Annotated in this window: 22 protein-coding genes; 10 read left to right on the top strand and 12 right to left on the bottom strand. The window is 72.4% G+C overall.

Going from position 1 to position 25,352, the window contains the following annotated elements; genetic code table 11:
- Positions 1 to 219 precede the first annotated feature (219 nt).
- Positions 220 to 885, bottom strand: coding sequence for a cutinase family protein (locus ACIPSE_RS10785; RefSeq protein ID WP_401660236.1), 666 nt, complete (start codon positions 883 to 885; stop codon positions 220 to 222).
- A gap of 321 nt (positions 886 to 1,206) precedes the next feature.
- Here ACIPSE_RS10785 and ACIPSE_RS10780 point away from each other — a divergent pair, with 321 nt between their 5' ends.
- Positions 1,207 to 2,688: a LuxR C-terminal-related transcriptional regulator gene (locus tag ACIPSE_RS10780; RefSeq protein ID WP_401660233.1), complete on the top strand. Its 1,482-nt coding sequence runs from the start codon at positions 1,207 to 1,209 to the stop codon at positions 2,686 to 2,688.
- Positions 2,689 to 2,714: 26 nt separating this feature from the next.
- Here the strand turns inward: ACIPSE_RS10780 and ACIPSE_RS10775 are convergent, their stop codons facing one another.
- The 5 genes from ACIPSE_RS10775 to ACIPSE_RS10755 form a co-directional block, all read right to left on the bottom strand.
- Positions 2,715 to 3,242, bottom strand: a complete 528-nt coding sequence (locus ACIPSE_RS10775) for a hypothetical protein (RefSeq protein WP_401660231.1) — start codon at positions 3,240 to 3,242, stop codon at positions 2,715 to 2,717.
- Positions 3,243 to 3,322: 80 nt separating this feature from the next.
- A complete protein-coding gene (locus tag ACIPSE_RS10770) occupies positions 3,323 to 7,399 on the bottom strand; it encodes a CHAT domain-containing protein (RefSeq protein ID WP_401660228.1) in 4,077 nt (1,358 codons plus the stop codon).
- Between the two features lie 75 nt (positions 7,400 to 7,474).
- Entirely contained in the window at positions 7,475 to 8,212 is a 738-nt protein-coding gene (locus tag ACIPSE_RS10765) for a hypothetical protein (protein WP_401660225.1), read from the bottom strand.
- Positions 8,193 to 8,360 (bottom strand): hypothetical protein, encoded by a 168-nt coding sequence (locus ACIPSE_RS10760; protein WP_401660222.1) that lies wholly within the window; start codon positions 8,358 to 8,360, stop codon positions 8,193 to 8,195. The genes ACIPSE_RS10765 and ACIPSE_RS10760 overlap by 20 nt, the downstream gene beginning before the upstream one ends.
- Positions 8,357 to 8,623 (bottom strand): hypothetical protein, encoded by a 267-nt coding sequence (locus ACIPSE_RS10755; RefSeq protein WP_401660219.1) that lies wholly within the window; start codon positions 8,621 to 8,623, stop codon positions 8,357 to 8,359. Before ACIPSE_RS10755 ends, ACIPSE_RS10760 begins: the two co-directional genes overlap by 4 nt.
- A gap of 169 nt (positions 8,624 to 8,792) precedes the next feature.
- On the opposite strand from ACIPSE_RS10755, the gene ACIPSE_RS10750 reads away from it, so the two are divergent.
- Complete coding sequence (locus tag ACIPSE_RS10750; RefSeq protein ID WP_401660216.1) at positions 8,793 to 10,460, top strand: XRE family transcriptional regulator; 1,668 nt, start codon at positions 8,793 to 8,795, stop codon at positions 10,458 to 10,460.
- Positions 10,461 to 10,511: 51 nt separating this feature from the next.
- Here ACIPSE_RS10750 and ACIPSE_RS10745 read toward each other — a convergent pair whose 3' ends face one another.
- From ACIPSE_RS10745 to ACIPSE_RS10735, 3 genes are all read right to left on the bottom strand, one after another.
- Entirely contained in the window at positions 10,512 to 11,870 is a 1,359-nt protein-coding gene (locus ACIPSE_RS10745; RefSeq protein ID WP_401660214.1) for an MFS transporter, read from the bottom strand.
- Between the two features lie 79 nt (positions 11,871 to 11,949).
- A complete protein-coding gene (locus ACIPSE_RS10740; RefSeq protein ID WP_401660211.1) occupies positions 11,950 to 12,870 on the bottom strand; it encodes an amidohydrolase family protein in 921 nt (306 codons plus the stop codon).
- Between the two features lie 5 nt (positions 12,871 to 12,875).
- On the bottom strand, positions 12,876 to 13,901 hold the full coding sequence (locus ACIPSE_RS10735) for an amidohydrolase family protein (protein ID WP_401660208.1): 1,026 nt from the start codon (positions 13,899 to 13,901) through the stop codon (positions 12,876 to 12,878).
- Positions 13,902 to 14,097: 196 nt separating this feature from the next.
- Between ACIPSE_RS10735 and ACIPSE_RS10730 the strand changes: the two genes are divergently transcribed.
- The 4 genes from ACIPSE_RS10730 (at position 14,098) to ACIPSE_RS10715 (ending at position 17,915) form a co-directional block, all read left to right on the top strand.
- Positions 14,098 to 14,775: a response regulator transcription factor gene (locus ACIPSE_RS10730; RefSeq protein WP_401660205.1), complete on the top strand. Its 678-nt coding sequence runs from the start codon at positions 14,098 to 14,100 to the stop codon at positions 14,773 to 14,775.
- Positions 14,776 to 14,786: 11 nt separating this feature from the next.
- Positions 14,787 to 16,223 (top strand): sensor histidine kinase, encoded by a 1,437-nt coding sequence (locus tag ACIPSE_RS10725; RefSeq protein WP_401660202.1) that lies wholly within the window; start codon positions 14,787 to 14,789, stop codon positions 16,221 to 16,223.
- Between the two features lie 43 nt (positions 16,224 to 16,266).
- A complete protein-coding gene (locus ACIPSE_RS10720; protein ID WP_401660199.1) occupies positions 16,267 to 17,277 on the top strand; it encodes a TAXI family TRAP transporter solute-binding subunit in 1,011 nt (336 codons plus the stop codon).
- Between the two features lie 68 nt (positions 17,278 to 17,345).
- Positions 17,346 to 17,915 (top strand): DUF4240 domain-containing protein, encoded by a 570-nt coding sequence (locus ACIPSE_RS10715; RefSeq protein WP_401661704.1) that lies wholly within the window; start codon positions 17,346 to 17,348, stop codon positions 17,913 to 17,915.
- Positions 17,916 to 17,966: 51 nt separating this feature from the next.
- Here ACIPSE_RS10715 and ACIPSE_RS10710 read toward each other — a convergent pair whose 3' ends face one another.
- Positions 17,967 to 18,767 (bottom strand): hypothetical protein, encoded by an 801-nt coding sequence (locus ACIPSE_RS10710; RefSeq protein ID WP_401660196.1) that lies wholly within the window; start codon positions 18,765 to 18,767, stop codon positions 17,967 to 17,969.
- Positions 18,768 to 19,142: 375 nt separating this feature from the next.
- Between ACIPSE_RS10710 and ACIPSE_RS10705 the strand changes: the two genes are divergently transcribed.
- The 3 genes from ACIPSE_RS10705 (at position 19,143) to ACIPSE_RS10695 (ending at position 23,102) form a co-directional block, all read left to right on the top strand.
- Positions 19,143 to 20,516, top strand: a complete 1,374-nt coding sequence (locus ACIPSE_RS10705) for a ricin-type beta-trefoil lectin domain protein (RefSeq protein WP_401660194.1) — start codon at positions 19,143 to 19,145, stop codon at positions 20,514 to 20,516.
- Between the two features lie 67 nt (positions 20,517 to 20,583).
- Positions 20,584 to 21,882, top strand: a complete 1,299-nt coding sequence (locus ACIPSE_RS10700; protein WP_401660191.1) for a ThuA domain-containing protein — start codon at positions 20,584 to 20,586, stop codon at positions 21,880 to 21,882.
- A gap of 155 nt (positions 21,883 to 22,037) precedes the next feature.
- Complete coding sequence (locus tag ACIPSE_RS10695) at positions 22,038 to 23,102, top strand: protein kinase family protein (RefSeq protein WP_401660188.1); 1,065 nt, start codon at positions 22,038 to 22,040, stop codon at positions 23,100 to 23,102.
- Between the two features lie 14 nt (positions 23,103 to 23,116).
- Here ACIPSE_RS10695 and ACIPSE_RS10690 read toward each other — a convergent pair whose 3' ends face one another.
- Complete coding sequence (locus ACIPSE_RS10690) at positions 23,117 to 23,293, bottom strand: hypothetical protein (RefSeq protein WP_401660185.1); 177 nt, start codon at positions 23,291 to 23,293, stop codon at positions 23,117 to 23,119.
- 103 nt (positions 23,294 to 23,396) lie between these two features.
- Positions 23,397 to 24,728: a hypothetical protein gene (locus ACIPSE_RS10685; RefSeq protein ID WP_401660182.1), complete on the bottom strand. Its 1,332-nt coding sequence runs from the start codon at positions 24,726 to 24,728 to the stop codon at positions 23,397 to 23,399.
- A gap of 192 nt (positions 24,729 to 24,920) precedes the next feature.
- On the opposite strand from ACIPSE_RS10685, the gene ACIPSE_RS10680 reads away from it, so the two are divergent.
- Entirely contained in the window at positions 24,921 to 25,316 is a 396-nt protein-coding gene (locus ACIPSE_RS10680; RefSeq protein ID WP_401660179.1) for a hypothetical protein, read from the top strand.
- Positions 25,317 to 25,352 lie beyond the last annotated feature (36 nt).

The following is a 25,352-nucleotide window of genomic DNA, read 5'->3' as shown; positions in this document are numbered from 1 at the left end:
TACGGGCTACGCCTCCCCGTTTAAGCTCGCCCCTCCCGCCGTTTTCAACCACACCTCGACCTGACCCCGCACTGGCGTGCCCCCCCCCCCCCCGGGGGGGGGGGGGGCCCCACGCCTGTCCGGGATCAGGGCAACGTGTTCACATGTGCGGGCCGACTGTTCACGTGTGCGGGCCGGCAGGGCAGCCGCGGCAGGCTCTCGCGCCGTCGGCACGCGGGGTCAGCCCTGGCCGAGCTGCTGCGCGGCGAACTTGGCTCCCTGCTCGACACTGCCGTTGACGTGGTAGGTCAGATGCGCGGCGGTGTTACGGCCGTTGCCGCAGACCGGGTCTCCGGTGTTGCAGAACTCCTTCGACCGGGGGCCGAACTCGGCGCTCGCGGAGGCGATGGTGCGGCCCGAGAGGCGCAGCGGGTTGCCGAAGACGACGACGGCCTTGACCCGCGGGGCGAGTTCGGCGGGGATGGTGCGGCCGGTGCCCAGCCGGGTCGGTATGCCCAGCGCGATGTCGGTGACGCTGCCGCCCTGGGAGTAGCCGCCCAGCACGAAGGAGGTGCCGGGGCAGTTGGCCGCCACGGACCTGACCCGGTTCGTCATGTCGGTGGCGCCCGGTCCGGCGCTCGTCTGCGAGAAGTTCGCCGCGTAGTCGACGGCGTACGAGGACACGGTCCTGCCGGGCAGGGCGCTCTTGATGTTCCTCACCAGCGGGCTGCCCGTGATGCCGAGGCCGGGCGCCTCCCCGGTGCCGCGGGCGAAGACGACCTCGACGTCGGAGCACGGGGCGGCGGAGGCGATGGACGGCAGCAGGTAGAGGCCGGTGGCGCTGAGAGCGCCGACGCCGGCCAGGGACACGAGAGTGAGACGACGCCGCGACGCATGACGGGACATGGGGGTTCCTCTTTCTCGGCGAGCAGTGGTACGAGCGCCCCGAGACGGGATCCGTTCGGCGGGCGCAACAGCACCGTAGGAAGCCCGGCGTCCCGCACGTATCGGTGGATCCACCGGCCGGTCACCGGTGCGCCCCAGTGAGATGCGCTGTCAGCAATGCCGCGGAACCGGACTCGGCCAGGTCGGCCGCTGGTTACGATCGGCACAGCAGGAGCACAGGGAACGGTGATGCGCGTGGGTCAGGAGTCAACCGGCACGAACGCCGACCGACGCGATACTGCCCAGGCGGGAGCCGATCAACCGCGCCTCGGGCAGGAAGAAATGACACTCGGCGTCACGCTGCTGCGCGACGGCCCCGTCTCCGACGCCCACCACCTCCTGCTCCTCGCCTCCCGCTCCCTGCGGCCGACCGACGTGGCCCGCTCGCGCGAGGCGGCCGTCCAGGCGGCCCTGGCGGCGTGGTCGGGCGGCGACCACGCCGGCTATCTCACCGCGCTCGACGCACTGTGTCCTCCGCCCGGCCCCGGCGCCTCCGCGACGGCACCCGCGGACGACCCGGTCGAGGCGTTCTGGCACACCTACCGCGACGGCATGCGCGCGGTGCTGCACGGCGACTTCGCCCACGCCGGCCCGCGCCTCAGCGTCGTCCTGGACGTCCTGCGGTCCCAGCAGGACGCCTCGCGGCTGCTGTCGGCCGGCACCATCGCGCTCGTGCTGGGCGACCTCGCGGCGGCACAGCAGGTCCTCGGCCTCGCCCTGGCCACGGCCCGCTCCGAGGCCAGCCCGACACTCCTCCCCCGCGTCCTGGAGCACCTCGCCTACGCCGAACTGCGCGCGGGCCGGTACCACCAGGCACGTGTGCACGCCGAGGCCGGTCTGGAGGCCTGCCAGGACGCCGCCGACACACACCCGCAGCGCAATGTGCGGGCCGGGCTGTCGGCGATCCTCGCCCTGACCGCCTCCATCGCGGGCGACCTCGAAGCGGTCACCGCACACGCCCAGTCGGCTCTGGACCTCGCCCACGCCCACGGGCTGAGCCAGACCCGAACGCTCGCCGAATGGGCCCGCGCCCGCGCCGACCTGGGCCACGGCAACCCCGAACACGCCGCCGCGCGACTGGCCCCGCTCGTCCACGCGGGGCCGCGCCAGGGTCATTTCGGCCTCTGGATGATGGCCGTCCCCTGTTACATCGAGGCCGCCGTCCTCACCGGCCACGAGGCGGATCCGGACGTGGACGACCTCATCGCCGGGTACGCCCAGTGGGCCGCGCTGGGGGCGGATCCGCACGGTCCCGCGGTCGTCCTGCGCTGCCGTGCCCTGGTGTCGGGCCCCGACGACAGCGAGGCCCTCTTCACCGCCGCGCTGGCGGAGCACGAGAAGGTCGACAGTCCCTACGAACACGCCCGCACCCACCTGGCGTACGGCATGTGGCTGCGCCGCCGACGCCGTCCCGTGGAGGCCCGCGCCCAACTGCGCGATGCCGCCATGGGGTTCGACCAGTGCGGGGCCCATCTGGGCACGGGCCGGGCCGAGGCCGAACTCCGGGCCGCGGGAGAGGCGCCCGCGGCCTCCGCCACCGGACCGGGTGCCGGTGCCGGTGCGGAGCCGCCGACGCGGCTCACCCCGCAGCAGCTGCGCATAGCCCGCGCGGTCGCCGAGGGCGCCACCAACCGCGAGGTGGCGCGCAGGCTGTCGATCAGCACCCGGACCGTCGAGTACCACCTGCGGAACATCTTCACCCAGCTCGGAGTCCGCTCCCGACTCGCCCTGGCCCGCAGTCTCGAACCCGAACGGCAACCGTGAAGCCGACGACGAGTCCGGGCTCGGGATCAGTGGGCCAGACTCAGTGACAGGAGCAGGCCGCCCTCCCCCGGACGGAAGGCCCGGCCGCCGAACTGCCCCACGCAGGCGCGGCCGTCGGGGCCGGACGTCTCGGCGATCGAGAACAGCTGGCCGGCGAACCAGTTGCGGATCGCCTCGTGGTCGAAGCTGAACAGCGTGCCCAGTTGATTGCAGCTGAAGATGACCGAGGCCTCGCCCGTCTCCCGGTGGACCAGGCACAGGTAGGTGCCCGAGTTCAGTCCGAGATTGCGGGCGTTGACCCAGTGCAGTACGTCGTCGTGGCGGGCGGCGGGGATGTCCGTGGCGACGCCCGCGGTGAAGCGCAGCCACCACGGCTGCTGTCCGTCGGTCGGATCGGCCCACACGAGTCCCAGCCCACCGTCGTGGACGAGGGAGAACTGGATGTCGTCGACCGGCGGCCCGCTCCCGGCCTTCACCGATCCCGGGTAGCGCATTTCGGCGACGTCCGCGAGGAAGCGGATCATGTGATGCTGCTGGTCGGTGCCCAGAGTCATGGGGACTCACTCCTGTTCTGCTGGAACTACTGGTTCCACCGGTCCGGCCGGTTCCGTCGGCCCTACCGGTTCCGTCGGCCCTACCGGTTCCGCTGGTCGAGAAGGGCCACGACGGCCTGTGCTCGGCATGCGTCGAAGAGCGTGTGCAGCCGGGCTCGTGTCGTGTGCCGGCCGAGCACGCGGACCAGGTCGGCGTAGACGTTTCTGTTCCTGGTGAGCTGGGCGTGCTGTGTGTCCGGCTGGTTCAGGTGCAGGGTGGATTCACCGAGCGCCCTCAGGGCCTCGTTCACCAGGTGCGGCAGGCGCCTTTCGTCGGCGAGGGTGAGCAGGACGCGGGCCAGGGCGCACAGGCTCTCCGCGGCTCCCGCGTCCGCGCCCGCCTCGCCGAGAACGCGTCCGGCCCGCCCCAGCAGCTCACAGGCGCTGTCCGGATCCCCGTCCAGGTGCGCCACGACGCCGAGCTGGTGGAGGTAGCGGCCCTCGGAGTCCCTGGCGCCGCGCCGCTCGGCACTGGCCCGGCATGCGCTCCAGCGTTCTCTCGCCCCCGCGAGGTCGCCCGCGTCCCGGGCCACCACGGCGAGGAGGTTCGACGCCAGCTCGTGGTCCTCGATGTCGCCGCTGCGCTCGGCGAGCGTGAGGTGGTGTTCGGCGAGGGTGCGCGCCGTGGTGAGGTCCTTCTCCATCAGGGCCGCGTACACGAGGTAGGAGTAGGCCCGGAGCATTCCGTCGGTGTCGCCGATCCGTTCGTTCTGGAGCAGTGCCTCGCGGGCGTGGGCCTTGAGTTCGCGCGGCTGCTCCAGGCGGAGGTGGACGTCGGCGACGAGCAGGGTGGTCCCGGCGATGCCGTGCCGGTCGACGGGCTCCTCGCGGTCGTGGTCCAGGGCCTGCCCGAAGTACCGGAGCGCGTCGGCGTAGCGGCCCTCGTCGATGGCCAGGCGGCCTCGCTCGGTCAGCCGTGCCGCCTGGGTCCGACGGCCGCCCGGCTCGCCGCGCAGTTCGTCGGCGCGGTCCAGATGCCGCTTCTTGGCGGCGAGGTCACCGAGCCGGTCCGCGCGCAGGGCGAGCGAGTGGTGCAGGCGGCTCATCTCCTCGCGGTCGCCGAGCTGTTCGCCGAGGTCGAGCGCCTCCTGGAAGTGGACGTCGGCACGTTCGTGCCGGGACAGGTTCATCTCGGCGAGGGCGAGCCGGTGCAGGCTCTGGGCGATTGCGGGGGTGTCCCCCGCCTGGCGCCGGATGGCGAGGGCGTGTTCGTGCGCCACGACGGCGGCGGCCACGTCGCCGGTCTCGTGGGCGCAGTCCCCGATGCCCTCGTGGGCGTCGGCGGCGAGGAGGGAGTCGGGGGGAACCCGCTTGAGGGTCTCCCGTGACAGCTTCTCGACCTGGTCGAATCGGCCGGTGGCGTAGTGGCGCCTGCAGAGCAGTCCGGTGACGCCGATGAACTCGTCGGTCATGCCCGCCTGGTCGGCGTGGTACCTGGCCTCGTCGGCCGCGGCCACGTCGGCGGGGCGCTCCAGGTCGCCGGTCCCGAGCCGGGCGAACCAGTGGGCCACGGCGGCGCGGTGGGCGAACCGCCAGGTCCGCGGGGCGAGTTCGGCCAGGTAGGCACTGATCCAGCGGGGCACGGTGACGTGTGGATCCGCGTCGGGTTCCGAGGACGACGGAGTCGCCGACGACGAGGTCGGGACGGACAGCAGGCCCAGGGCGACGAGTTCACCGAGCGGGTCGGTCCCGCCCGGCCGGGGCGCCACGGGCCGCGTCCGCCGCATCGCCGCCGCCATGTCCGCGGGAGATCGGGCGGGTGCCAGGAACGCCTGAGCGGGCACCGGCGTGCGGAACACCGCTGCCGCCATCAGAGCGCTGCGGGCGTCGGGACCCAACCCGGCCCAGAGACGCGGTAGTTCGGCGTCCTCCCCGGCCGCCACGGCGGCTTCGCCGATGACGCCGCCCAGCCCTTGGGCCGCCACGGACCGCACATGCTGCTCGGGGTCGCTCACCCCACGGGCGTGCAGTACGTCCATGAGGCGCGGCCATGTGCCGGGGCTCGCCGCCTCCGGGGTCGCGCGCAGCAGGCAGGCGGCGAAGCCGAGGGCTCGCGGGTGGCCGCCCAGGGCGTCGATCAGACGGTTGAGGTCCTGGGGGCGGAGCACGCCCAGGCCTGGTACCTGCCGTGCCAGGTAGCGGGCCTCGGCTCGCGGGAGCGGCCCCAGTGGCAGGGTGGCCATCGGTTTCCCGCCGTCGGCTTCCGGGTGCGCGCCCGGGCTCGGTCGCAGGTGCAGGGGTGTGCGGGACGTGAGGACGAGTCGCCGTGCTCCGGCCTCCGTTCCTGACGCCCACGCCGTGAGGAAGGCGGCTCTGCGGGAGTCCTCCGTGTCCGCCGGTGGGCCGGGCGGCTGTGTGGCCGCCGGAGACGCGTGGGTGTCGTACACGACCAGGGCCGGAGGCGGGACCGACCATTGGGTCGTCGGCATGATCATGTCCGTCGTGCCGAGGCCGACTTCGGTGCGGGCGCGGGTGTGGTCGTGGGTGTGGGTGTGGGTGTGGGTGTCGAACCATTCGCGGGCCCGGCGGACCCGTTCGGCCTCCGTGAGGCCGGGGGCACACAGGTCTTCCGCCGCGCCGGGGTCGACCCGTCCGGTCAGGGCCCGCATCATCCGTGTGAGCGACTCCAGCGCCGAGGTCCGGTCGTCGAGCTGCGCCACGCGTTCGCGCCGTACTCCCACGCGGGTCAGGAGCTCCTCGACGAGTGCCGTCTTGCCCGTGCCGCCGAGCCCCGTCACCTGCACCGGCTCGCCCGTCTGCCAGAACTCGCGCAGCAGCCGCTGGAGTTCTCTCCGACGCCCCACCAGAAGGCGCGTGCCTCCCGCGCCGCTCCTGGTCCTGCCGGGCTCCTCCGGGGGGTGATCAGCGGTGGCGCGCAGGCCCGTCGGGCGACCCGCGGCGTAGAGCGTGGGTGTCCCCCATTCCGCCGGGATCAGAGGGCGCCGCGGTGCGTCGGGGCGGGCGTGAGGGGCTTCGGGTGACGCGGACAGGCGCTGTCCCTCCAGCTCCTGGCGGGCAGCGGCCACCGTGCGCGGGAGAGGGGACGCGGGGTTCTCGGCGAGGAGTTCGTAGAGGCGGGCGGTGAAGCCGGTGGCGTACGGGTCGCTGACCTCCGCCGTCATGGCGAGCACGGCGGGGAAACCCGCCGAGGCGAACCGCTCGGCCAGACCCGGCAGTTGAGCGGCGGAGTGTGACGGGTCGGGGGCCGTCAGGTCGGTGCGGGGGGTGAAGGGGCCGGTGGGAGTGGCGCGTGCCGAGGCGCAGGCGGACAGCACCAGGAGTCCTGGCCGGCGTGTGTTCTGCGGGAACGCCTCGACGAGTCGGTCGAAGGGGACGAGGTCGGGTTCGCCCGTGTCGCCCTCCAGGCACAGGCCGTGTGCGTAGCCGTGGCACGACAGGTGCACGATGTCGAAGTCGCCGCCGCGCACGGCGTCCCGCAGCGCGTTCCGGCTGCCCTCCCCGAGCAGGTGCAGGTCCAGTCGGCCGTCCTGGTCGGTGATGTCGAGCAGGCGTCGTTGTTCCGTCTCGATGTCGAGGCGGGCGAACCCGTACGCCTCGGGGGCGGCGATCATGGCCAGCATCCGCAGGGGGCCACGCCGCGCGACCTGTCCCGCGGACTCCAAGCCGTGTCCGGTGCCGGGCGATGCCGCACGGTACAGGGCGACCCGTGGGTCCAGGGCCAGCGGTGAGCTGGTGCCCGGGTGGCACAGGGCCTCCCACGGGAGGTCTCTGAGCGGTGCGTCGACGACGTGGATCCCGACGCTGTGCGGGGTGTGCGGGCCGGGAGGGCGGCGCAGCAGGTCCTGGAGGGCGTCGCCGACCGGGCCGTCGAGGTAGGTGCGGGTCAGGGCGGCGCCCGCGGCGACGAGGTCCGCGTGGGAGGGGTCGGTGCGGGCGGTGTCGTCCAGGGGCCTCAGCGGCGCCGCGGCCGTGGCGGCGGACCGGGTGCGCCAGGCGCGCAGCACCCACCATGCCTGGTCGGCGGCGTGGTCGGGCACACCGGCGGGTTGGCGTACGACGCCCGCCCGGCCGGGCAGTCGCAGGGACACCTCGGAGCCGTCGACACGGAGGACCGTGTCCGTGGCGGGCTCGGGGGCGTGGGGAGGGTGCGAAGGCATGGTGTCTCCGTGGGGGCCGGCGGTGCGTCGCGCGGCGGATCGTGAGCGGGTGGCCGGCTGGAGGGGTCCTGGCGTTCAGCGGCCCGGGGTGGCGGCGGAGGACGAGACGGCGGCGGGCGCCGGTGTCCTGTCCGCCGTCTCCGCGTCGGAGGAGGTGGCCAGGATCAGGAGGAACGCGCCGACCAGGGTGAGCCCGCACCCCACGAAGGTGTGGACGCGGGCTCTGCGGACGCCCGCCCTGACGTCCCACGCGTACATCAGGGCCGCCAGGCGGCTCACGCGGGCGTAGTCGTCGGCGACCCAGGAGACGGCTTGCCGCCGGGCCGCGGCCAGCGCCTGGCGGCGCGTCGGATCGCTCTCCGCCTCCAGGAGTTCGGTGATCCCCCGCAAGGCCTGCCGGTGGGTGGTGCGGGCGGTGTCGAACGCGCCCAGCGCGGTGGCGCCGCCGCTCGCGGACGGGCCGAGGAACAGCTCCGGTTCCGCCTCGACCGCGGCCTTGATCTCGGCGAACCGGGGGCTGCCGAGCTCGCGGTAGGACACCAGCCGTGGCATGAGTGCCTCGCTGGTGACCCACAGCGCCCAGCCCACGCCCGTCAGGGCGACCACCAGTCCGGCCAGCGCGCCCAGGAGCCGGCCGGTGGAGGCGGCGGACCGCATGACGGTCAGCGGCACGCCCGCGAGGAGCACGGCGCCCACGCCGGCCCAGGCCGCGACCATCCACTTGGCCGTGGCCCGCATGTCGGGGACCGCGTCGAGAGGAGAGGACGCGGCAGCCGCCGCCCGGCCGGGGAGGTCAGCCGTCGGAGTCGTCATCGTGGCCCTTGAAGGCGGGGCCCGACCCGTCGTCCGGCGCGGGCGTGAGCCCTTCGTCCCCCATCACCCGCCACTTGCCCCGGAGGTACACCTCGGGCACGGGGCCGATGTAGCGGACGTCGCCCTCCTGAGGTGGTGAGGCCGTCACGACAGTGCCTGCGCGACCATGCGGTCCATCTCGCTGCGGGCGTGCGGGGGCAGCGCGAGGTACAGCGGGGACTGGTAGCGGCGGGCCCCGCGCACGGCGCGTTCCTTGCCCGCGTCGAGCAGTTCCTCCGCCAGCTGTGCCATCTGGCCGCAGATCTCCGCGCGTCCTTCGGGCGAGTTGCGTGCGGCTCCTCGCAGATGGGAGCGCACCAGGTCGTCGATGAGTGCTTCCAGTTGTTTCTGGCCCTCGGACTTGAACAGCATGGCTCGTCCCCCTGATCGGCTTCCGCCCGTCGTGTCCACTGACACAAGGCCCATTGATACGGCAGGCGCCGGTGGCGGGCGGGGCGCTTTGCAGGACGGTTCGGGCTGTGCAACGGGTCTTGTCCGCTTGCCTTCCTTGGGCTAGCGGCCTGCTGACACTCTGGTGGGCATGGCGCACACGACGCGGCAGTTGCCGCCCCGCCCACCGTTCCCTCCGGCAGCGGCGGTCGGGGGCCGCGGGCGGGTGGCGTGGCTCCTGCGGGTCAACCGGGTCCTGGGGGCGCGCGGCTCGGACGTCTCGCTGCCCGCCTTCGCCGACGCCTTCGCGGGCGGCTCCTACGGCAGGCCGGTGAGCGTCAGCGCGCTGTCGCGGTGGGAGACGGGGCAGGTGCCGGTGCCGGCCGCCGCGGTGAGCCGGTACGAGGAACTGCTCGGGCTTCCTCGGGATCTGCTGCTCACCACGGCGCGGACCACCCTGCGCTATCTCGCCACCTCGGCTCTGACCCGGCCGCCGCTGTCGCGGGCCGGCAAGGGGGCCGAAGCCGCCGCCGACCGGGCCCAGGAGCTGATGGAACAGGCGCTGTCACGGGATCTGATGCGCGGCGAGGACTGGACGGGTCTCACCGAGACGCTGTGCGAGATCGACCGGTTCGCGCTGCTGCCCGCCTCCGTGTGGACGCAGCTGACCGAGCGGCTCGTCGCGGAGATGGTCATCGCCGACGACGTCCCGTGGATGGCGCGGTTCGAGGCCCTGAACCGGCTCCTCAACCATCCCCGGGGCGCGCGGCACGCGATCGCCGTCTGTGCCTCGCTGGCCCGGGACGGCTCCAACTACGCGGCCACCGAGGTGATCTGCGCCCTCGACAACACCGCGCACCCCGACGCCACCTCCCGGGTCCTGGCCGAACTGGGCAGGCCCAGCGGGCAGCGCGCCCTGGAGGGGGCGGTCATGGCGTCCATCCGCAAGGTCGGCTACCGGCACTTCACGCCACCGCAACTGCGTCAACTCGCCCACGCGGTGCGGGAGATCGGTCCCGAGTGGGATCTGTTCGGGCAGGTGCAGGCCCTGTCGAACGTCCTGTACGAGTTACCCGGAGCGGTTCCCGCGGAACGGAACCGGCCGGGCCCGTACCCCGCGTCCGTCCGTGATCCGCGTGCCGAGCCCACGGTCCCGGGTCGTCTCCGGGCCGCCCCGTCCGGGCTTCTCCCCCATCTGCCGCCCACCGAACTCGCCGGTGTGGCACGGCGGGTGCTGCGGCACGCGCGCCGCGCGAAGGGGCCCGACCGGACGGACGCCACGCTGTCCCTCCTGGTCACGGAGATGTTCTGTCACCCGGTGTTCGACGTGCGTCTGCACACCTCCCTGCTGCTCGCGGCGACGCCGTACCGGGCGCCGCTGGCCGACGCGGCCGTCGCGGAGCTGTCCCATCCGCGGATCGCCGCGACGGTGTCCTGTGCCCTGCCGGTCCTGGGCGCCCTGCGGATCATCGGCGACGTGGCGCATCGTCCGAGCGTGGAGCGCCTGGCCCTGGCGTCCGGGCTGCCGCGCGCCACCGTCTCCGCCGCCGTGCACAGTCTCGGCCACATCGACGCCGATCCGGGTGACGACGCCTTCTTCACGCAGGCGCTCACCCATTACGCCCGCCAGTGGGGCAACCGCCGGGATCCGGCCGCGGCCACCACGTTGAGCGGTCTGGTCTACGCGATGGGCCGCGCGGGCCGTACGGATCTGCTCCGTGACGTCCGCGACCACGCCGAGCATCCCCTCACCGCGCGGCAGACCGCCGCGTGGTGGCTGAACCTGTCCGCCCGCACCCGGGCGAGCTCACTGACCTGAACGCGCCTGATGCGAGACGGAGTCGGAGACCGCGGCTCACCGCACCCGGCGTCAGGCGGGGACGTCCGCTCGCCGCCGTTCCGGCTCGGCGAGGCGGGCCGAGCGGGTCCGGGTGCCGAAGACGGCCAGGACGATCGCGCCGAACAGCCAGGTACCGGCGATGAAGCAGAAGACGCTCCGGTAGCCGTGGCCGGTGTAGAGCGCCGCGACGATCAGCGGTCCCGCCGCGTTCGACAGCCGGCCCAGACCGTAGGAGACGCTGGTGCCCAGGGAGCGGCTGCGGGTGTCGAAGAGTTCCGGGGAGTAGGCGTAGGCGAGGGCGGTGTAGCCGCGTTCGAAGAGGTTGACGAGGAAGCCGAACACGACGATGAGGACGGGGTGGAAGGTGAGCCCGTAGAGCAGTCCGCAGGCCGCGATGACCGTGCCGAACGCGACCAGGCACCACTTGCGCTCGAAGCGGTCGGTGACGAGGGAGGCCAGGTAGCAGCCGAGGGGTGCGCCGACCGTGGTCAGCGCGACGTAGAAGACGGACTTCTCGACGCTGAAGCCCTCCTTGGCGAGCAGGGTCGGTGCCCAGCTCGAATAGCCGAAGAAGCCGATGGTCTGGGTCATCCACAGCACGGACAGCAGCAGCGTCGGGTACAGGTACCGCTTCTGGAGGAGGAGGCGGAGCGGAGCCTTGGCCGCGGGTGTCTCGGCGACGGCGGGGGCGGGCTCGGGCAGCGGGCCGTGTTCGGCGACGGCGCCCGCCTCGATCTCCCTGAGGACGGCGTCGGCGCGGTCGTGCTGTCCCCTGCTCTCCAGCCAGCGCGGGGATTCCTTGAGGTGCCGGGTGAACAGGACGAGCAGGATGCCGAGCGATCCCCAGAGGTAGACCAGCCGCCACGACCAGTCGCTGAGCGGTACGACGGCGCTGGCGATCAGGTTGGTGGCGGGGGTGCCGCAGATGCCGATGACGATGGCGTAGGCCTGGTACTTGCCGCGGATCGCCGAGGGGTACATCTCGTTGACGTAGACGACGCCCACGACGGTCATCGCGGACAGTCCGGCGGAGGTCAGGACGCGGAACACGCCGAGGGAGACCAGGTCCCAGGAGAACGTCGCCGCGAAGGAGGAGAGGCCGAAGAACAGCGTCGTCCACATCAGCGTCCGTTTGCGTCCCCACCGGTCGGCGAGGGAACCGGCGACGATCGCGCCGACGAACATGCCGACGAACGACAGGGAGGTGACGTACGCGATCTGGTCGACCGTCACGCCCCACAGGGAGATGAGTTTCGGCGCGGTGGTGGCGAAGCTGTTGATGTCCGCGAACTCGAAGAAATAGGCGAAGGCGACGGCGAGCAGGGTGATGCGGTGGAACCGGGAGACGGGTAGCCGGTCGAGCCGGTTCAGGGCGTTGGCGTGCTGCATGAGCGGTCCTTGGCTGAGCGGGAGGGAGGTGACGGGGCGCAGGGGTGCGCCCAGGGGGTGTTGCGGGGACTCCCGCGGGTCAGAAGGGTTCGCCGGGCCAGTACAGGCGCATGGGGTTGGCGACGAGGAGCCTGTGCCGCAGGTCGTCGGTGGCCGCGATCAGCGGCAGGTGGTCGACGAGGAGCCCGTCGTCGGGCATGTGGTCGGTGAGGTTGGGGTGCGGCCAGTCGGTGCCCCACAGCACCCGGTCGGGGAACTCCTCCACGACCCGGCGCGCGAAGGGGACGACGTCGGTGTAGGCGTGGCGTTCGCCGTTCAGGGCCGCGGGTCCGCCGACGCTGAGCCGCTCGGGGCAACTCACCTTCACATGGACGTCGTTGGTGTCGGTGAAGCGCAGGAAGCGGCTGAACCCGGGCCCGTCGACCGGTTGGGTCACGTCGGGTCGCCCCATGTGGTCGACGACCAGCGGAACGGGCAGCGACCCGAAGAAACCCTCCAGTTCGGGCAGGTCGGCGCTCTCGAAGTAGAGGACGACGTGCCAGCCCAGCGGGGCGATCCTGCGCGCGATGGCGCGCAGGTCGTCCTTGGGCGAGGTGTCGACCAGACGTCGTACGAAGTTGAACCGGACTCCGCGCACGCCCGCCGCGTCGAGTGCGAGCAACTCGGCCTCGGCGACGTCCGGGCGGACGGTCGCGATGCCGCGCGCGCGTCCGCCGGCCGCCCGGACGGCGTCGGTCATGGCCCGGTTGTCGGCTCCGTGGCAGGTGGCCTGCACGATGACGTTGCGGCTGACGCCCAGGTGGTCGCGGAGGGCGAACAGGTCCTCCTTGCCGCCGTCGCAGGGTGTGTACTTCCGCTCCGGGGCGAAGGGGAACTCGGCCTGGGGTCCGAAGACATGGCAGTGCGTGTCGACGGTGCCCGGCGGGAGCCGGAAGGCCGGCGCGGACGGGCCGCGGTACCAGTCCAGCCAGCCCGGGGTCTTGGCGGCGACCGTGGTCATCCGCCTCACCGGCCCTGGCTCTTGAGGAGGGCGTCCAGGCGCGGGTACACCCTGCGGGCGTTGTGTTCCCGGATCGCCGCCAGGTCGTCCGCGGGGAGGTCCGCGGCCTCGGCGTAGCGGCGGGTGTCGTCGAAGTGGTGTCCGGTGCACGGGTCGATGTCGCGGACGGCGCCGATCATCTCCGAGGCGAAGAGGATGTTGCGGGCCGGGATCACGTCGAACAGGAGGTCCGCGCCCGGCTGGTGGTAGACACACGTGTCGAAGTACACGTTGCCCAGGACGTGTTCCTCCAGCGGAGGCTTCCCCAGGGCCATGGCCAGGCCCCGGAAGCGGCCCCAGTGGTAGGGCACCGCGCCGCCGCCGTGGGGGATCACGAACCGCAGGGTCGGAAAGTCGGCGAACAGATCGCCCTGCACCAGCTGCATGAACGCGGTGGTGTCGGCGTTGAGGTAGTGGGCGCCGGTGGTGTGGAAGGCGGGGTTGACGCTGGTGCTGACGTGGATCATCGCCGGGATGTCGTACTCGGCCATCTTCTCGTAGACGGGGTACCACGACCGGTCGGTGAGAGGTGGCGCGGTCCAGTGACCGCCCGAGGGGTCCGGGTTGAGGTTGAGCGCGACGGCGCCGTACTCCTCGACACAGCGCGTGAGTTCGGGGATACAGGTGGCGGGGTCGACGCCGGGCGACTGCGGGAGCATCGCCGCGGGGACGAAGCGCCCCGGGTACAACCGGCTGACGCGGTGGCAGAGTTCGTTGCACAGGGCCGCCCAGGCCGCCGAGGTGTCGAAGCCGCCTGTGTGGTGCGCCATGAACGACGCCCGGGGCGAGAAGACCGTCATGTCGATGCCGCGCTCGTCCATCAGCCGCACCTGGTTCGGTTCGAGGGACTCGCGCAGTTCGTCGTCGCTGATCCGCAGGTCCGCGGGGGCGGGGGCGGCGGACGGGTCGGTGAGGGCGGCGACCTGCCGCTCGCGCCAGCGGGCCAGGGCGGGCGGGGCGGTCGTGTAGTGACCGTGACAGTCGATGATCATGGGGGTGTCCTTCTCGGGCTGCGGGTGCCGTGCAGCCTGGCCCCGCCCGCACGGCCGCCGGGAAGGCCCGCACACAGAACTAAGGTCCCCTTAACACTGGGGCGGGTGTCCGGCCGGTGTGGTCTACATTCGGCTGGGACGGCCCGGCAGTGGCCGAGGACAGCCGCCCCGTAGTGGCCGAAAGGAGGTGGACGGCGTGCAGATCCTGCTGGCCGAGGACGACGACGGCGTGGCAGCGGCGCTCATGGAGGTCCTGTACGACCACGGTCACTCCACCAGACGGGTCCGCTACGGCAAGGACGTGCTCACCTACCACCGCAGCTCCGACCTGCTGCTTCTGGACCTCGGCCTGCCCGACACCGACGGTCTGGACGTCCTGCGCGCGCTGCGGGCCCTGAGCGACATGTCGGTGGTGGTGCTCACCGCCCGGGGCGACGAGCGGTCGGTCGTGCGCGGGCTGCGGCTCGGCGCCGACGACTACCTGGTCAAGCCGGTACGCCTCGCCGAGCTGCTGGCCCGCATCGACGCCGTCACCCGGCGCACCGCGGCCAGGACCGCCGCCGGCGTCCGCACGGTCCGCGCCGGTGACGTCGAGGTGGACCTCGACGCACGCCGGGTCCGCGTCGCGGGGGCGGAGGTCGAGCTGACCACCAAGGAGTTCTCCGTCCTCGCCGTCCTGGCCGGGCGGGTGGGCACCGCGGTCAGCCGGGAGCAGGTCCTGGACGAGGTGTGGGGCGACACGTCCCAGGCCGTCTCGCGCTCCCTCGACGTGCATCTCACACAGCTCCGCGCCAAGCTGGGCCGCCCCGAGCTGCTCACGACGATCCGGGGGTTCGGCTACCGCCTGGGCGACCTCACCGACCCCTGGGACTGAGGGACCGACCGATGCGCACCCGGGTCCAGGCCGCACTGCTGCTGTTCGTCGTGATCACGGTGGCCGCGTTCGCCGTGCCGCTGCTGCTGTTCACCGCGTCCGACCGCACCCAGCAGCTCGTCCTGGCCCGCAGCGCCGACCTCGACCGCTTCGCCTCCCTGATGAACCAGGCGGTGGCCACCGGCGACACCTCGGCCGTCGTCGCCGAGGCACGCCGCTACACCCGGCTGTACGGCGAGCCGCTCGTCGTCACCGACACCCGGCGGCGCCCCGTCGTCCAGACGGGCGGGATGCGGGCCGCCGATCCGGCCGTGGCGGGGCTGCTGGACGCGGCGCTGCGCAACCAGACCGCGCACCCCGGGGGCGCGCTGCGTCCCTGGTCACGGGGGTACCGGATGTTCGCCGAGCCGGCCGGCACCGGAACCCGGGTCTCCGGGGCGGTCGTGCTGCGGGCCTCGGTGGGCACCGCGGCCGAGGACATCACCCGGCGCTGGGCGCTCGTCCTGTCCGGCGCCGCTCTGGTGGCCGTCGCCTGCACGGTCCTGGCCCGGGCCGCGACGGGATGGGTGGTCAGCCCGCTGCGGCGCCTGGACCGTGCGGTCGGCCAGCTCGCCGCGGGCCTGCCGCCCGAGCAGACCCGGGCCGGCGGCCCGCCCGAGCTGCGCCAGCTCGCGACCGGCTTCAACCGGATGGCCCGGACGGTCACGGCGGCTCTGGAGCAGCAGCGCAGGCTGGTCGCCGACACCTCCCACCAGATGCGCAACCCGATGGCGGCACTGCGGCTGCGCGTCGACGCCCTGCACACGCACCTTCCCCCGTCCGCCCGGCGCACGTACAGCGGCGTCACCACGGAGCTCGACCGGCTGGAGACCCTCCTCGACGACATGCTGGCGCTCGCCGCGGCGGAACACCGTGCCGGGGAGCTGACGGTCACCGACGGCTCGGACTCGGTGTGCGACGCGGCGGCCGTGGCGGTCGTCCAGTACCGGCTGTGGGAGCCGGTCGCTCGCCGCGCAGGTACCCGGCTCACCCTGCGGCCCGCCCCGGCCGCGGTCGTCACCGCCTGCACGGACCGCGAACTCGCCCAGGTCATCGACATCCTCCTGGACAACGCCATCAAGTACGCGGGCCCCGGCGCGGACATCTCGCTGCGCTGCACCGCCGAGGGCCCGCACACCCTCGTGACCGTGACCGACGACGGTCCCGGTCTGGCCCCGGCGGAGCTGGCCCTCGCCACGGAGCGGTTCTGGCGCGCGGGACGGCAGCGGAGGGACGGCACCTCGGGCACCGGCCTGGGGCTGGCCATCGCGGAGCAGCTGCTGACGGGGCGAGGCGGCCGGCTGGAGCTGGAGCCCGCGCCGCCGAGCGGCCTGCGCGCCAGGGCGGTGCTGCCCAGAGGGCGCGGCACCGGCGACCGCGCCGACGGCGTGGCGGGTGAGGCCCGGTGACCCGCGGCTGCGAGGCCCGGTGGCTCCCGCGGGGCGGTACGGCATGAGCGGCTCCGTTCGCGGCCTGCCTCCCCTCCCTCGCCGTGCCGTCCTGCGCGGCGCCCTGGGCGCGGCGGGCGCCGTCGCGCTGGGAGGTGCGCTCACGGGCGACGTCTCCGGGCAGCGTCCGGGGCCGGGCGGCGTCCTGCGCTTCGCGACGGGCGAGCCCACGGCGTTCTACGAGGCGTTCGGCCGTCTCCTCGCCGCCGAACTCGAAGGGGCGTATCCCCGGCTGCGCTGCCGGGTGCGCACCACGGCGGGCAGCGTCGACAACATCGGGCTGCTGCGGGACCACCGGGCCGACGTCGCCCTCGTCCTCACCGCCACCGCGCGGGCCGCCCAGGGCACCGCCCTCTTCCGGCAGCCGGTGCCGCTGCGGGCGATCGGCCGGGTCTACGAGACGTATCTGCAGTTCGCCGTCCGTGCCGACTCGTCCGTGCGCGCGGTCTCCGACCTGGCCGGGCGCACCGTCTCGCTCGGTGCCGCCGGATCCGGCGCCGCCGAACTCGGCGAACGCGTCCTGCACGCCGCGGGCCTCACCCCGGGCACCGACGTCTCCGTCCTCCATCTCCCCCTGGCCGAGGCGGCCGACGCGATACGGGCGGGGACGGCCGACGCGCTGCTCGTCGCGGGCGGCGTGCCACTGCCCACCTTGACCGACCTCGACGACGGTCCCGGCCTGCGTTTCCTGCCGCTGGCGGAGCTGCTGCCCCGGCTCGGCGACCGCGACGCCCGGGCCGGGTCGGGGCTGGAGGAGGTCTCGTTGCCCCAGGGCGCGTACCGCACGGCGGGCGGCGTCGGCACCATCGGCGTCTCCAACCTGCTGGTGTGCCGGCCCGAACTGCCCCGCGCGGTCGTCGAGGCGCTCACCCGTCTGCTGGTGCTGCGCGCGACGGCCCTCGTCCCCGAGAACGCCGTCGGCACCCAGTTCCTCGACGTCGGCAGCCTCATCGGCACGGGCAGCATCGCCCTGCACCCCGGGGCGGAGGCGGCATACCGCTCCCTGCACGGCTGAGCCGCGGCCGGAGAGGGAGATCGGCGCCCCGCGGAGAGGGGCGACGCGGCTGGCATACTCGGGCCGTGATGGATGTCGAGGAGTTCTGGGCCCTGGTGGACTCGGCCTGCGCCGAAGTCGACGCCCTGGACCCGGGCTTCGGGGATCGCCCCGAAGCGGTGGAGCGCGCGTGCGAGGAGCGGCTGGCCGGCCTGACACCCGACGAGATCGTCCAGTTCTCCCTGCGGCTCTGGCAGTTGCGCGAGGCCGCGTACCGCTACGACCTGTGGGCGGCGGCGTTCCTCATCGAGGGCTGGTGGTCCGACGACGCCTTCATGGACTTCCGCGACGGACTCGTCTCGCTCGGACGGCACTGGTACGAGGGCGCGTTGGCGGACCCGGACTCCCTCGCCGGCCATCCGGCAGTGCGTGCCGGCGGCGACGTGCTCATCGGGAACGAGGACTTCGTCCACGTGGCTCATCGGGCCCATCACCGCCTCACCGGTGAAACGGAGGGACTCGAAAAGGCCCTGGAGGACTCTCCGGAGAGCGGTCCGCTCCGGGCCGTGGGCGACCCGGCGGGTACCCGGTGGGATGTCACCGACGACGGAGAGGTGCGCCGCCGCCTGCCGCGCCTGGCAAGCATCTTCCTGGACTGACACGGCACTTCGGGCGGAACGGCGCACACGTGTTGTCGCCCCTCCCTGCCCTCACCTCCGGCGCCGGACGGCCCTCGCCACCAGCACGCCACCACCAGCCCCGAGGGTGACGACGACCGGCCACACCTGCCCGGTGAACGCGTACGCAGCGACGGCGCAGACACCGATGACGAGAAGGCCCCATCGCGGGCCGGTCGTCGCGGAGTCGCCGTCACGCCGCGCCACTCCGCGCGCGGGACGGGCGAAGTGCTCCTTCAGCGCCTCGCTCGGCCAGCCGTCACCGGCACCCGACAGAAGCCGGACCGGGTCCGTGTGCCGCCATCGCAGGAAATCGGCGACGAGCGACTCCACGGGCCCGCCGTCGCCGAGGTCCAGGCCGGTGTCGAGGCGTTCCAGGTCGGCCAGGGTCTTCGCGAACTGGAGGCCTGTGGTGCCGTTGCCGTGGTCCAGCCCTTCGGTCCGCAGGAGCACGTAAGGGGCGTACCTGTCCTCGACGAAGGCGACGAACTCGTCGTAGAGAGGCGAGAACCGCGTACCCAGCCGGCTGATCAGCCCGTCCTTTCGGGTGCGCAGCCGCTGCACCGCCGTCCGCTGGTCCACCACCAGGTACGGGTATGTCGCGTCGCCCCATTCGCTCAGCAGCTCGGCGTGCTCCTCGGTACCGGCGTCGGCCGTGTCGGCGAACCTCGCCTCCAGGAGGTCGCCGGTGCCGAACATCGCCCACCACAGCAGCGGTGGCCAGCTCTTGGCCTCCAGTTCCGTCGCCCCGTGGAAGAAGTCGGCCCACTCACCCGCCGAACCGTCCGGGGTACGGGGCTGTGGGGCACTGTCGAGGTACAGCCGCAGACTCATTCCCTTACCCCGTACCCCGTTCCGCGCTCCCGCCCGCGGCTGCGTCAGCCGCGGTGGACGAACGGTACCGGCGCCGCGGGGCCCGCCATGAGGCGGGGGCGGGACGTGCCGAGCGTGACCGACGCCCGGGCGCGCCGAGCGTGACGGGTGCCGGGACGCGGCACGTACAACTTCTCAACTCACCTCCGCCTCGCGGGACTTCTCCCGCCGCACCTCTTGACGGCTTTGGCCTAGACCTTTAGGTTCACCAGCCAACAGGCCTTCCATGCATGCATTCGCCGCACACATATGTGAACACTCACGCTCGTGTTCGCCTCTCACCGCCCTCTCGCAGGCGGCGTCCACCCCCCACCCCAGGACGAAAGGCCCCTCCCCATGCAACGCCTCGCCCTGCGCTGCGCACTCGCCCTCCCCCTCGGCCTCATCGCCGCGGGCACGCTCGCGGCCCCCTCCGCCTCGGCCGCCACCGGGACGATCACCGGCCTGGCCGGCAAGTGTCTCGACGTGGCCGGCGCGAGTCCGGCCGACGGGACGGCCGTACAGCTCTACGACTGCAACGGCACCGCCGCCCAGCAATGGACGGTCGGTTCCGACGGGACCGTCCGGGCTCTCGGCAAGTGCCTGGACGTCACCGGGAGTTCGACGGCGAACGGCGCCCAGCTCCAGCTCTGGACATGCGGTGGCGGCGCCAACCAGAAGTGGTCGGTGAGTGCCGCGCGCGACATCGTCAATCCGGCGTCCGGCAAGTGTCTCGACGCCACCGGCAACTCCTCCGCGAACGGCACCCGCACCCAGATCTGGACCTGCACCGGAGCCGCCAACCAGAAGTGGAACGCGCCCGCCGCCGACGGCGGTACGACCCCACCCGCCTCCGCGCCGATGGCCGTGGCGCCGTACCTCTACAACGGCTGGGGCAACCCGCCCAGCCCCACGACCGTCATGAACGCGACCGGCGTGAAGTGGTTCACCCTGGCGTTCGTCCTGAGCAACGGCTACTGCAACCCGCAGTGGGACGGCGGCCGGGCGCTGACCGGCGGAGTCGACCAGCAGACCATCAACACCGTGCGCGCGAACGGCGGTGACGTCGTCCCGTCCTTCGGCGGCTACAGCGGCAACAAGCTGGAGAGTTCCTGCTCCAGCGCGGGCGAGTTGGCGGCGGCGTACCAAAAGGTCGTCAACGCCTACGCGTTGAAGGCGATAGACATCGACCTGGAGGCCGACGCGTACAGCAACGGGACCGTGCAGCAGCGGACCGTGGACGCGCTCAAGACCGTGAAGGCCAACAACCCGGGCCTCAAGGTGTACGTCACCATCGGCACCGGTCAGAGCGGCCCCGACACGAGCCTGATCAACCGGGCGGCGGCGTCCGGGCTGGCCGTGGACGCGTGGACGATCATGCCGTTCGACTTCGGCGGCGCGGGCCAGAACATGGGCACCCTGACCCAGCGGGCCGCCGAGGGGCTCAAGACCGCGCTCAAGAACGCGTACGGCTACAGCGACGACACGGCCTACCGGACCATGGGCATCTCGTCGATGAACGGCATCACCGACGACAACGAGACCGTCACCACCGCCGACTTCCAGACCATCCTCGGTTACGCGCAGGCCCATCACCTGGCCCGGCTGACGTTCTGGTCCGCGAACCGTGACCGCCCCTGCCCTGGCGCCTACCCCAACGACGACACCTGCTCGGGTGTGAGCCAGAGCAACTGGCAGTTCACCGGCATCCTCGCCCGCTACACCGGCTGACGCGCACGCTCGTCACCCGCACCTCGGGCGACCGCCCGCCGTCCCCATGGAAAGGACCGACCACGAGATGAGCACCGTCAGATCCGGCCCCACCCGCGTACTCCTGCGGGTTCTGCTCCTGTTGGCCACGCTCCTGGGCCTCGCGGCCGTACCACCCGTCGCGCAGGCGGGGCCCGCCGCGGACCCGTTCAAGGTCCTCGCCCTGTACAGCGGGACCTACGACGCGGCGCACATCGACTTCGACAAGGAGGCGAACGTCTGGTTCCCTCAGCAGGCGGCGGCAGCCGGCTTCACCTACACGGCCAGCACCGACTGGAACCTGCTCGCCAACGGCGGAGTCAACGCCTACCAAGTGGTCCTGTTCCTGGACGACTTGCCGCAGACGTCCGCACAACGCAGCGGCTTCGAGACGTATATGCGAGGCGGTGGCGGCTTCCTGGGCTTCCATGTCTCGGCGTTCACGACCGACGCGGCGAGCTGGTCCTGGTACCACAACACGTTTCTCGGCTCGGGGAACTTCGCGTCCAACACCTGGGGCCCGACCGCGGTGACCCTGAAGGTGGAGGACCGCACGACCCCGGCGACCGTGAACCTGCCGGCCACGTTCACGTCGTCGGTCAGCGAGTGGTACAGCTGGTCGAAGGATCTGCGGCAGAACGCGGACATCAAGATCCTGGCGTCGATCGACCCGAGCAGCTTCCCGGTCGGCACGGATCCCAACCAGTCCTGGTACAGCGGCTACTACCCGATCCTGTGGACCAACACGAAGTACAAGATGCTGTACGCGAATTTCGGGCACAACGCGATGAACTACACGACGAACACGCGGCTGTCGTCGACGTTCGCCAGCGCGACCCAGAACCAGTTCCTGCTGGACGGGCTCAAGTGGCTGGGCGGGGGCGGCACCACGACCCCGCCGACCGGTGACCAGATCTCCGAGACCTCCTGGTACACCGTGCAGAACGGCGGCAACGGCACCTGCGTGGACGCCCGTTCGGCGGCGACGGCCAACGGGACGGCGATCCAGCAGTACGCCTGCAACGGCACGATCGCGCAGCAGTACCAGTTCCGCTCCACCGACGGCGGATACACGCAGATCACCGCGCGCGGCAACCCGGCGCAGGCGATCGACGTGACCGACCGCTCGACGGCGGACAACGCGCCGTTGCAGCTGTGGGCCTACGGAGGCGGCACGAACCAGCAGTGGCAGCCGGTGCGTGAGTCGAGCGGGAGCTACCACTTCGTCGCCCGGCACAGCGGCAAGTGCCTGACGGCCGCCGCGGCGGCCACGAACAGCGTCCAGCTCACCCAGCGGACCTGTGACGGTTCGGCCGCGCAGTCCTTCCAGCTCACCGTGCGGTCCTGAGCCGCCGCACGGCGAGGCAGGGGCGCCCCGAGTGCCCGCCCGTTCCGCTCGGCCGGGGCGGTGGACGCGTTCCCGTGTCCACCGCCCCGGCGGCGTAGGGTCGGTGGCGTATCCCTGACGGCACAGGCCCTGGTTCGGGCACCGAGGAGTGGTCGATGCTGGACCGAGGCGGCCCGACGCGCTCGGCGCGCCTCACCGCGTACGGGCACGTGAGCACGCGGCTCTCCTTGCTGAGCGACGGACAACTCGGCGAGGTCGTGGCCGCCGCCACCCCGCTCGGTGAGGGGATCGGCGGCAGATCGGCGGAGGCCGACGTCGACGGGACGCGCGTCTTCGTCAAACGGATCCCGCTGACGGACGTCGAACTGTGCCCGGAGAACGTGAGGTCGACGGCGAATCTCTTCGGACTTCCGCTGTTCTACCAGTACGGCGTCGGCTCGGCCGGGTTCGGAGCCTGGCGGGAACTCGCCGCGCACACCATGACCACGAACTGGGTCCTGGCCGACGACTGTGCGGCGTTCCCTCTGATGTACCACTGGCGGGTGCTGCCCGACTCCCCTCCCGAGGGCTTCACCGACGCGTTCGGCGGGCTGGAGGGGGCCGTCGCCCACTGGGAGGGATCACCGGCGGTGCGCCGTCGGTTGGAGGCCATCGGCCGGTCCGCCTTCAGCCTGACGGTCTTCCTGGAACACGTGCCGCACACGCTGGCCGAATGGCTGGGCGAGCAGGACGCGTTCGGCATCCGGGGAGGCGGGGACGGAGCGGGCCACCGCTGGGCGGAAGAGGCCCTGATGGACGTGGCGGCCTTCATGAGCTCGCGCGAACTGGTCCACTTCGACGCCCACTTCGGCAACATCCTCACCGACGGACACCGGCTGTACTTCACCGACTTCGGACTCGCGCTGAGCGCGCGCTTCGACCTGTCGGCGGACGAGTCCGGCTTCCTGTCGGCCCATCTCGCCTACGACCGCCTCTACATCGCGAGCCATCTGCTCCGCTTCCACCTGCTCGACGGGGTGCGCGGTGACGCGGAACGCGATGTCTTCCTGCGCGACTGGATCGCGGGCGGGCGCCCTGACGGCATCCCACCCGCGATCACGGCCCTCCTCGACCGGCACGCACGCCGCGCCCTCGCCGTGGACGCCTTCTTCCGGCGCCTGTTGACCGAGAGCAAGCGGACGCCGTTCCCGGCCGCGGAGATCGAGCGCCGGTCCGGCTGACGGCCACGGCACGGTCAGCGTCTGCGACCGCCCCGCGACCAGCCGGTCCCCACACCCGCGAGGTGCAGAGCGAGCGCGGTCAGCCCGAGCAGCATCACGTTCGTCGAGCTGAAGACGTCGTTGGTGGAGATCTCGGCGGCGTTGATGAGGAAGGAGATGAAGAACAGCACTGCGGAGATGATGGCCAGCATGAGGGGTTTCCCTTCGCGTCGGAGCTCGTCGCCCGTGTGCCGTGCGAGTGCCCCGCCGCCGCCGGAAAACACAGCCGTGGTCGGACAAGTGTCCGGGAAGGCGTCAGGAGCACACCACGGTGTCGGAAGTGAACGTCCGGGGGTCGACCGCGAGGAAGCGGTCCACGTCCGACCGGCACGCGGAGGCCGCGACGACTCCCGCGATGTACGCCTTCCGGTAGGCGCTGAGGTAGTGCGGGTCGTCCGTCGATCCGGCCGGGTCGGCGGTGAGCCGGAAGGGACGTCCGTTGTCCTTGACGGTCTGGGTGAGCGTCTCGTCGCCGTGCGCGATCCTCAGGTCGACGCTGTACTCGCAGTACTGCCGGTTCGTCGTCGCGAGCAGCACCACGCGGATCTGCTCCCCCTTCCTGAGGGAGATCGAGTGGCTGTCGAAATAGGCCTCGTCCGGGTCGGATTCGGGATCCGTGCTCCCGATCAGCGGGAACTGCTGGTCCAGGTCGGCCGTGAGGATCACGGAGGTGTCCTGGCCCGCGTTCGGGTTGTAGAAGAGGGTTCCGTCCAGCGGCTTGCGGCACTTCTTGTCGATCTCCAGACCGACGACGCGCACGGTACGGTCGGAGTTGCCCTCCAGCAGGATCTGGTCCTGGCGCTGTCCGACCGGGACGGCGTCGCGCTCGAGGAACCAGGAGTCGTAGTGAGCCTGTGACGTCTGGTTCCCGATGGCCGCGAGGTCGTCCGTCGACAGCGTGCGGGGATCCTCGAACGCCCAGCTGTTGTTCCCGGTGTTGAGGCGCCCGACCGAGACCACCTTCACGGGCGCGCCCGCACTGTCCTTGTTCTCGACCCCGACGGCCCTGTCCTTCACGCGTGTGCTGCCGGCGTCCCCCGTCGGGTCGCGGTCGTCCGAGCCCCAGGGGTGCGTCAGCCACAGCACGCCGGCCAGTGCCACGAGCGGGGCGAGCACCAGCAGGGCGGGACGGCGCAGGACGCGTCGCCGATCCGCGACGGGAAGCACGGGTGCGCTCGGTGCGGAAGGCGGGGCGGGTACGGCGCCCACCGGCTGCTCGGGGAACGCACCCGGCCCTGGGTGCGGCGGGCCGTCGGCCTTCTCCGCGAGGCGTCTGCGCCAGGCGTCGGGCTCCGTCAGATGCGCGGGCACGCTCCGGGGCCGGTCACGCTCTCTGGCCATCCGTGTCAGCACTCTCACCACGAGCAGCAGGTGCTTCTCCCGGCGGGGGACGCGACCGTTGCGCAGCCAGCCGTCGACCGTGCTGTCCGCGGGCGGCGCGCCGAGCGCGCGGATCGATTCGTCCACCAGGCGCAGGGCCGCGGCGCGTTCCAGGATCTGGCTCGCTCGCGGCTCGCCCGCGAGTCGGTGCAGCTGTAAGAACGCCTCGGTGAAACCCGTCGGTTGCCCGTGGTCCTGGTGCGGCACGGTTCCCCCCATCGCCGGACATGACATGACTCACCCCGACTCGGCCGACTCGGGTGGTTCAACGTAGCGCCACGACCAGGCCGTTCACCCGGACATTGACGAAGTCGGCGATCCGCCGTGCCCTCGGGCTGGTCCGCTTCCGCCACCCGTCATCGGCGTTCCCGTCGCCGCGGGCCGTGTGAAAGGACCTCCATGCACCAGCACTTCACCCTCGCCCTCACGAGCGCCGGCTCGCCGGTCTGGCCCCTGACGACCGCCGTACTGATCGGCGCTCTGCTCGCGCTGGGCGCCGGTGTGCTGCATCGCGCGGGCGGTGCCACGGTCCCCGCCGCGCTCCAGCGATCCGGCGTGGCCTTCACCGCGGTCACCACGCTCACGGTGAGCGGTCTGTCGGCCTCCCGTCCCCTGCTCGTCCTGGTGGTGCTGCTCCTGGCACTGCTCGGAGGCATCGCGTACGGCACCCTGGACCGGCTGGACGGCGCTCCCCCGCACACCGCCGTGTGGCACGGCGCCGCCGCGTTCACCTCGCTCGCCCTTCTCGGCCTCGCCCTTCTCGCCACGTACGCCGAGAGCGCGGTCGGGCACTGACCACCACGGGGCGCCCGCCCCGCACCAGGGGGCGGG

The organism is Streptomyces sp. NPDC090106, assembly GCF_044747265.1.
Lineage (GTDB): Bacteria > Actinomycetota > Actinomycetes > Streptomycetales > Streptomycetaceae > Streptomyces.
The sequence above is the reverse complement of the archived record's forward strand: the minus strand, read 5'-3'. Positions and strand labels throughout refer to the sequence as shown.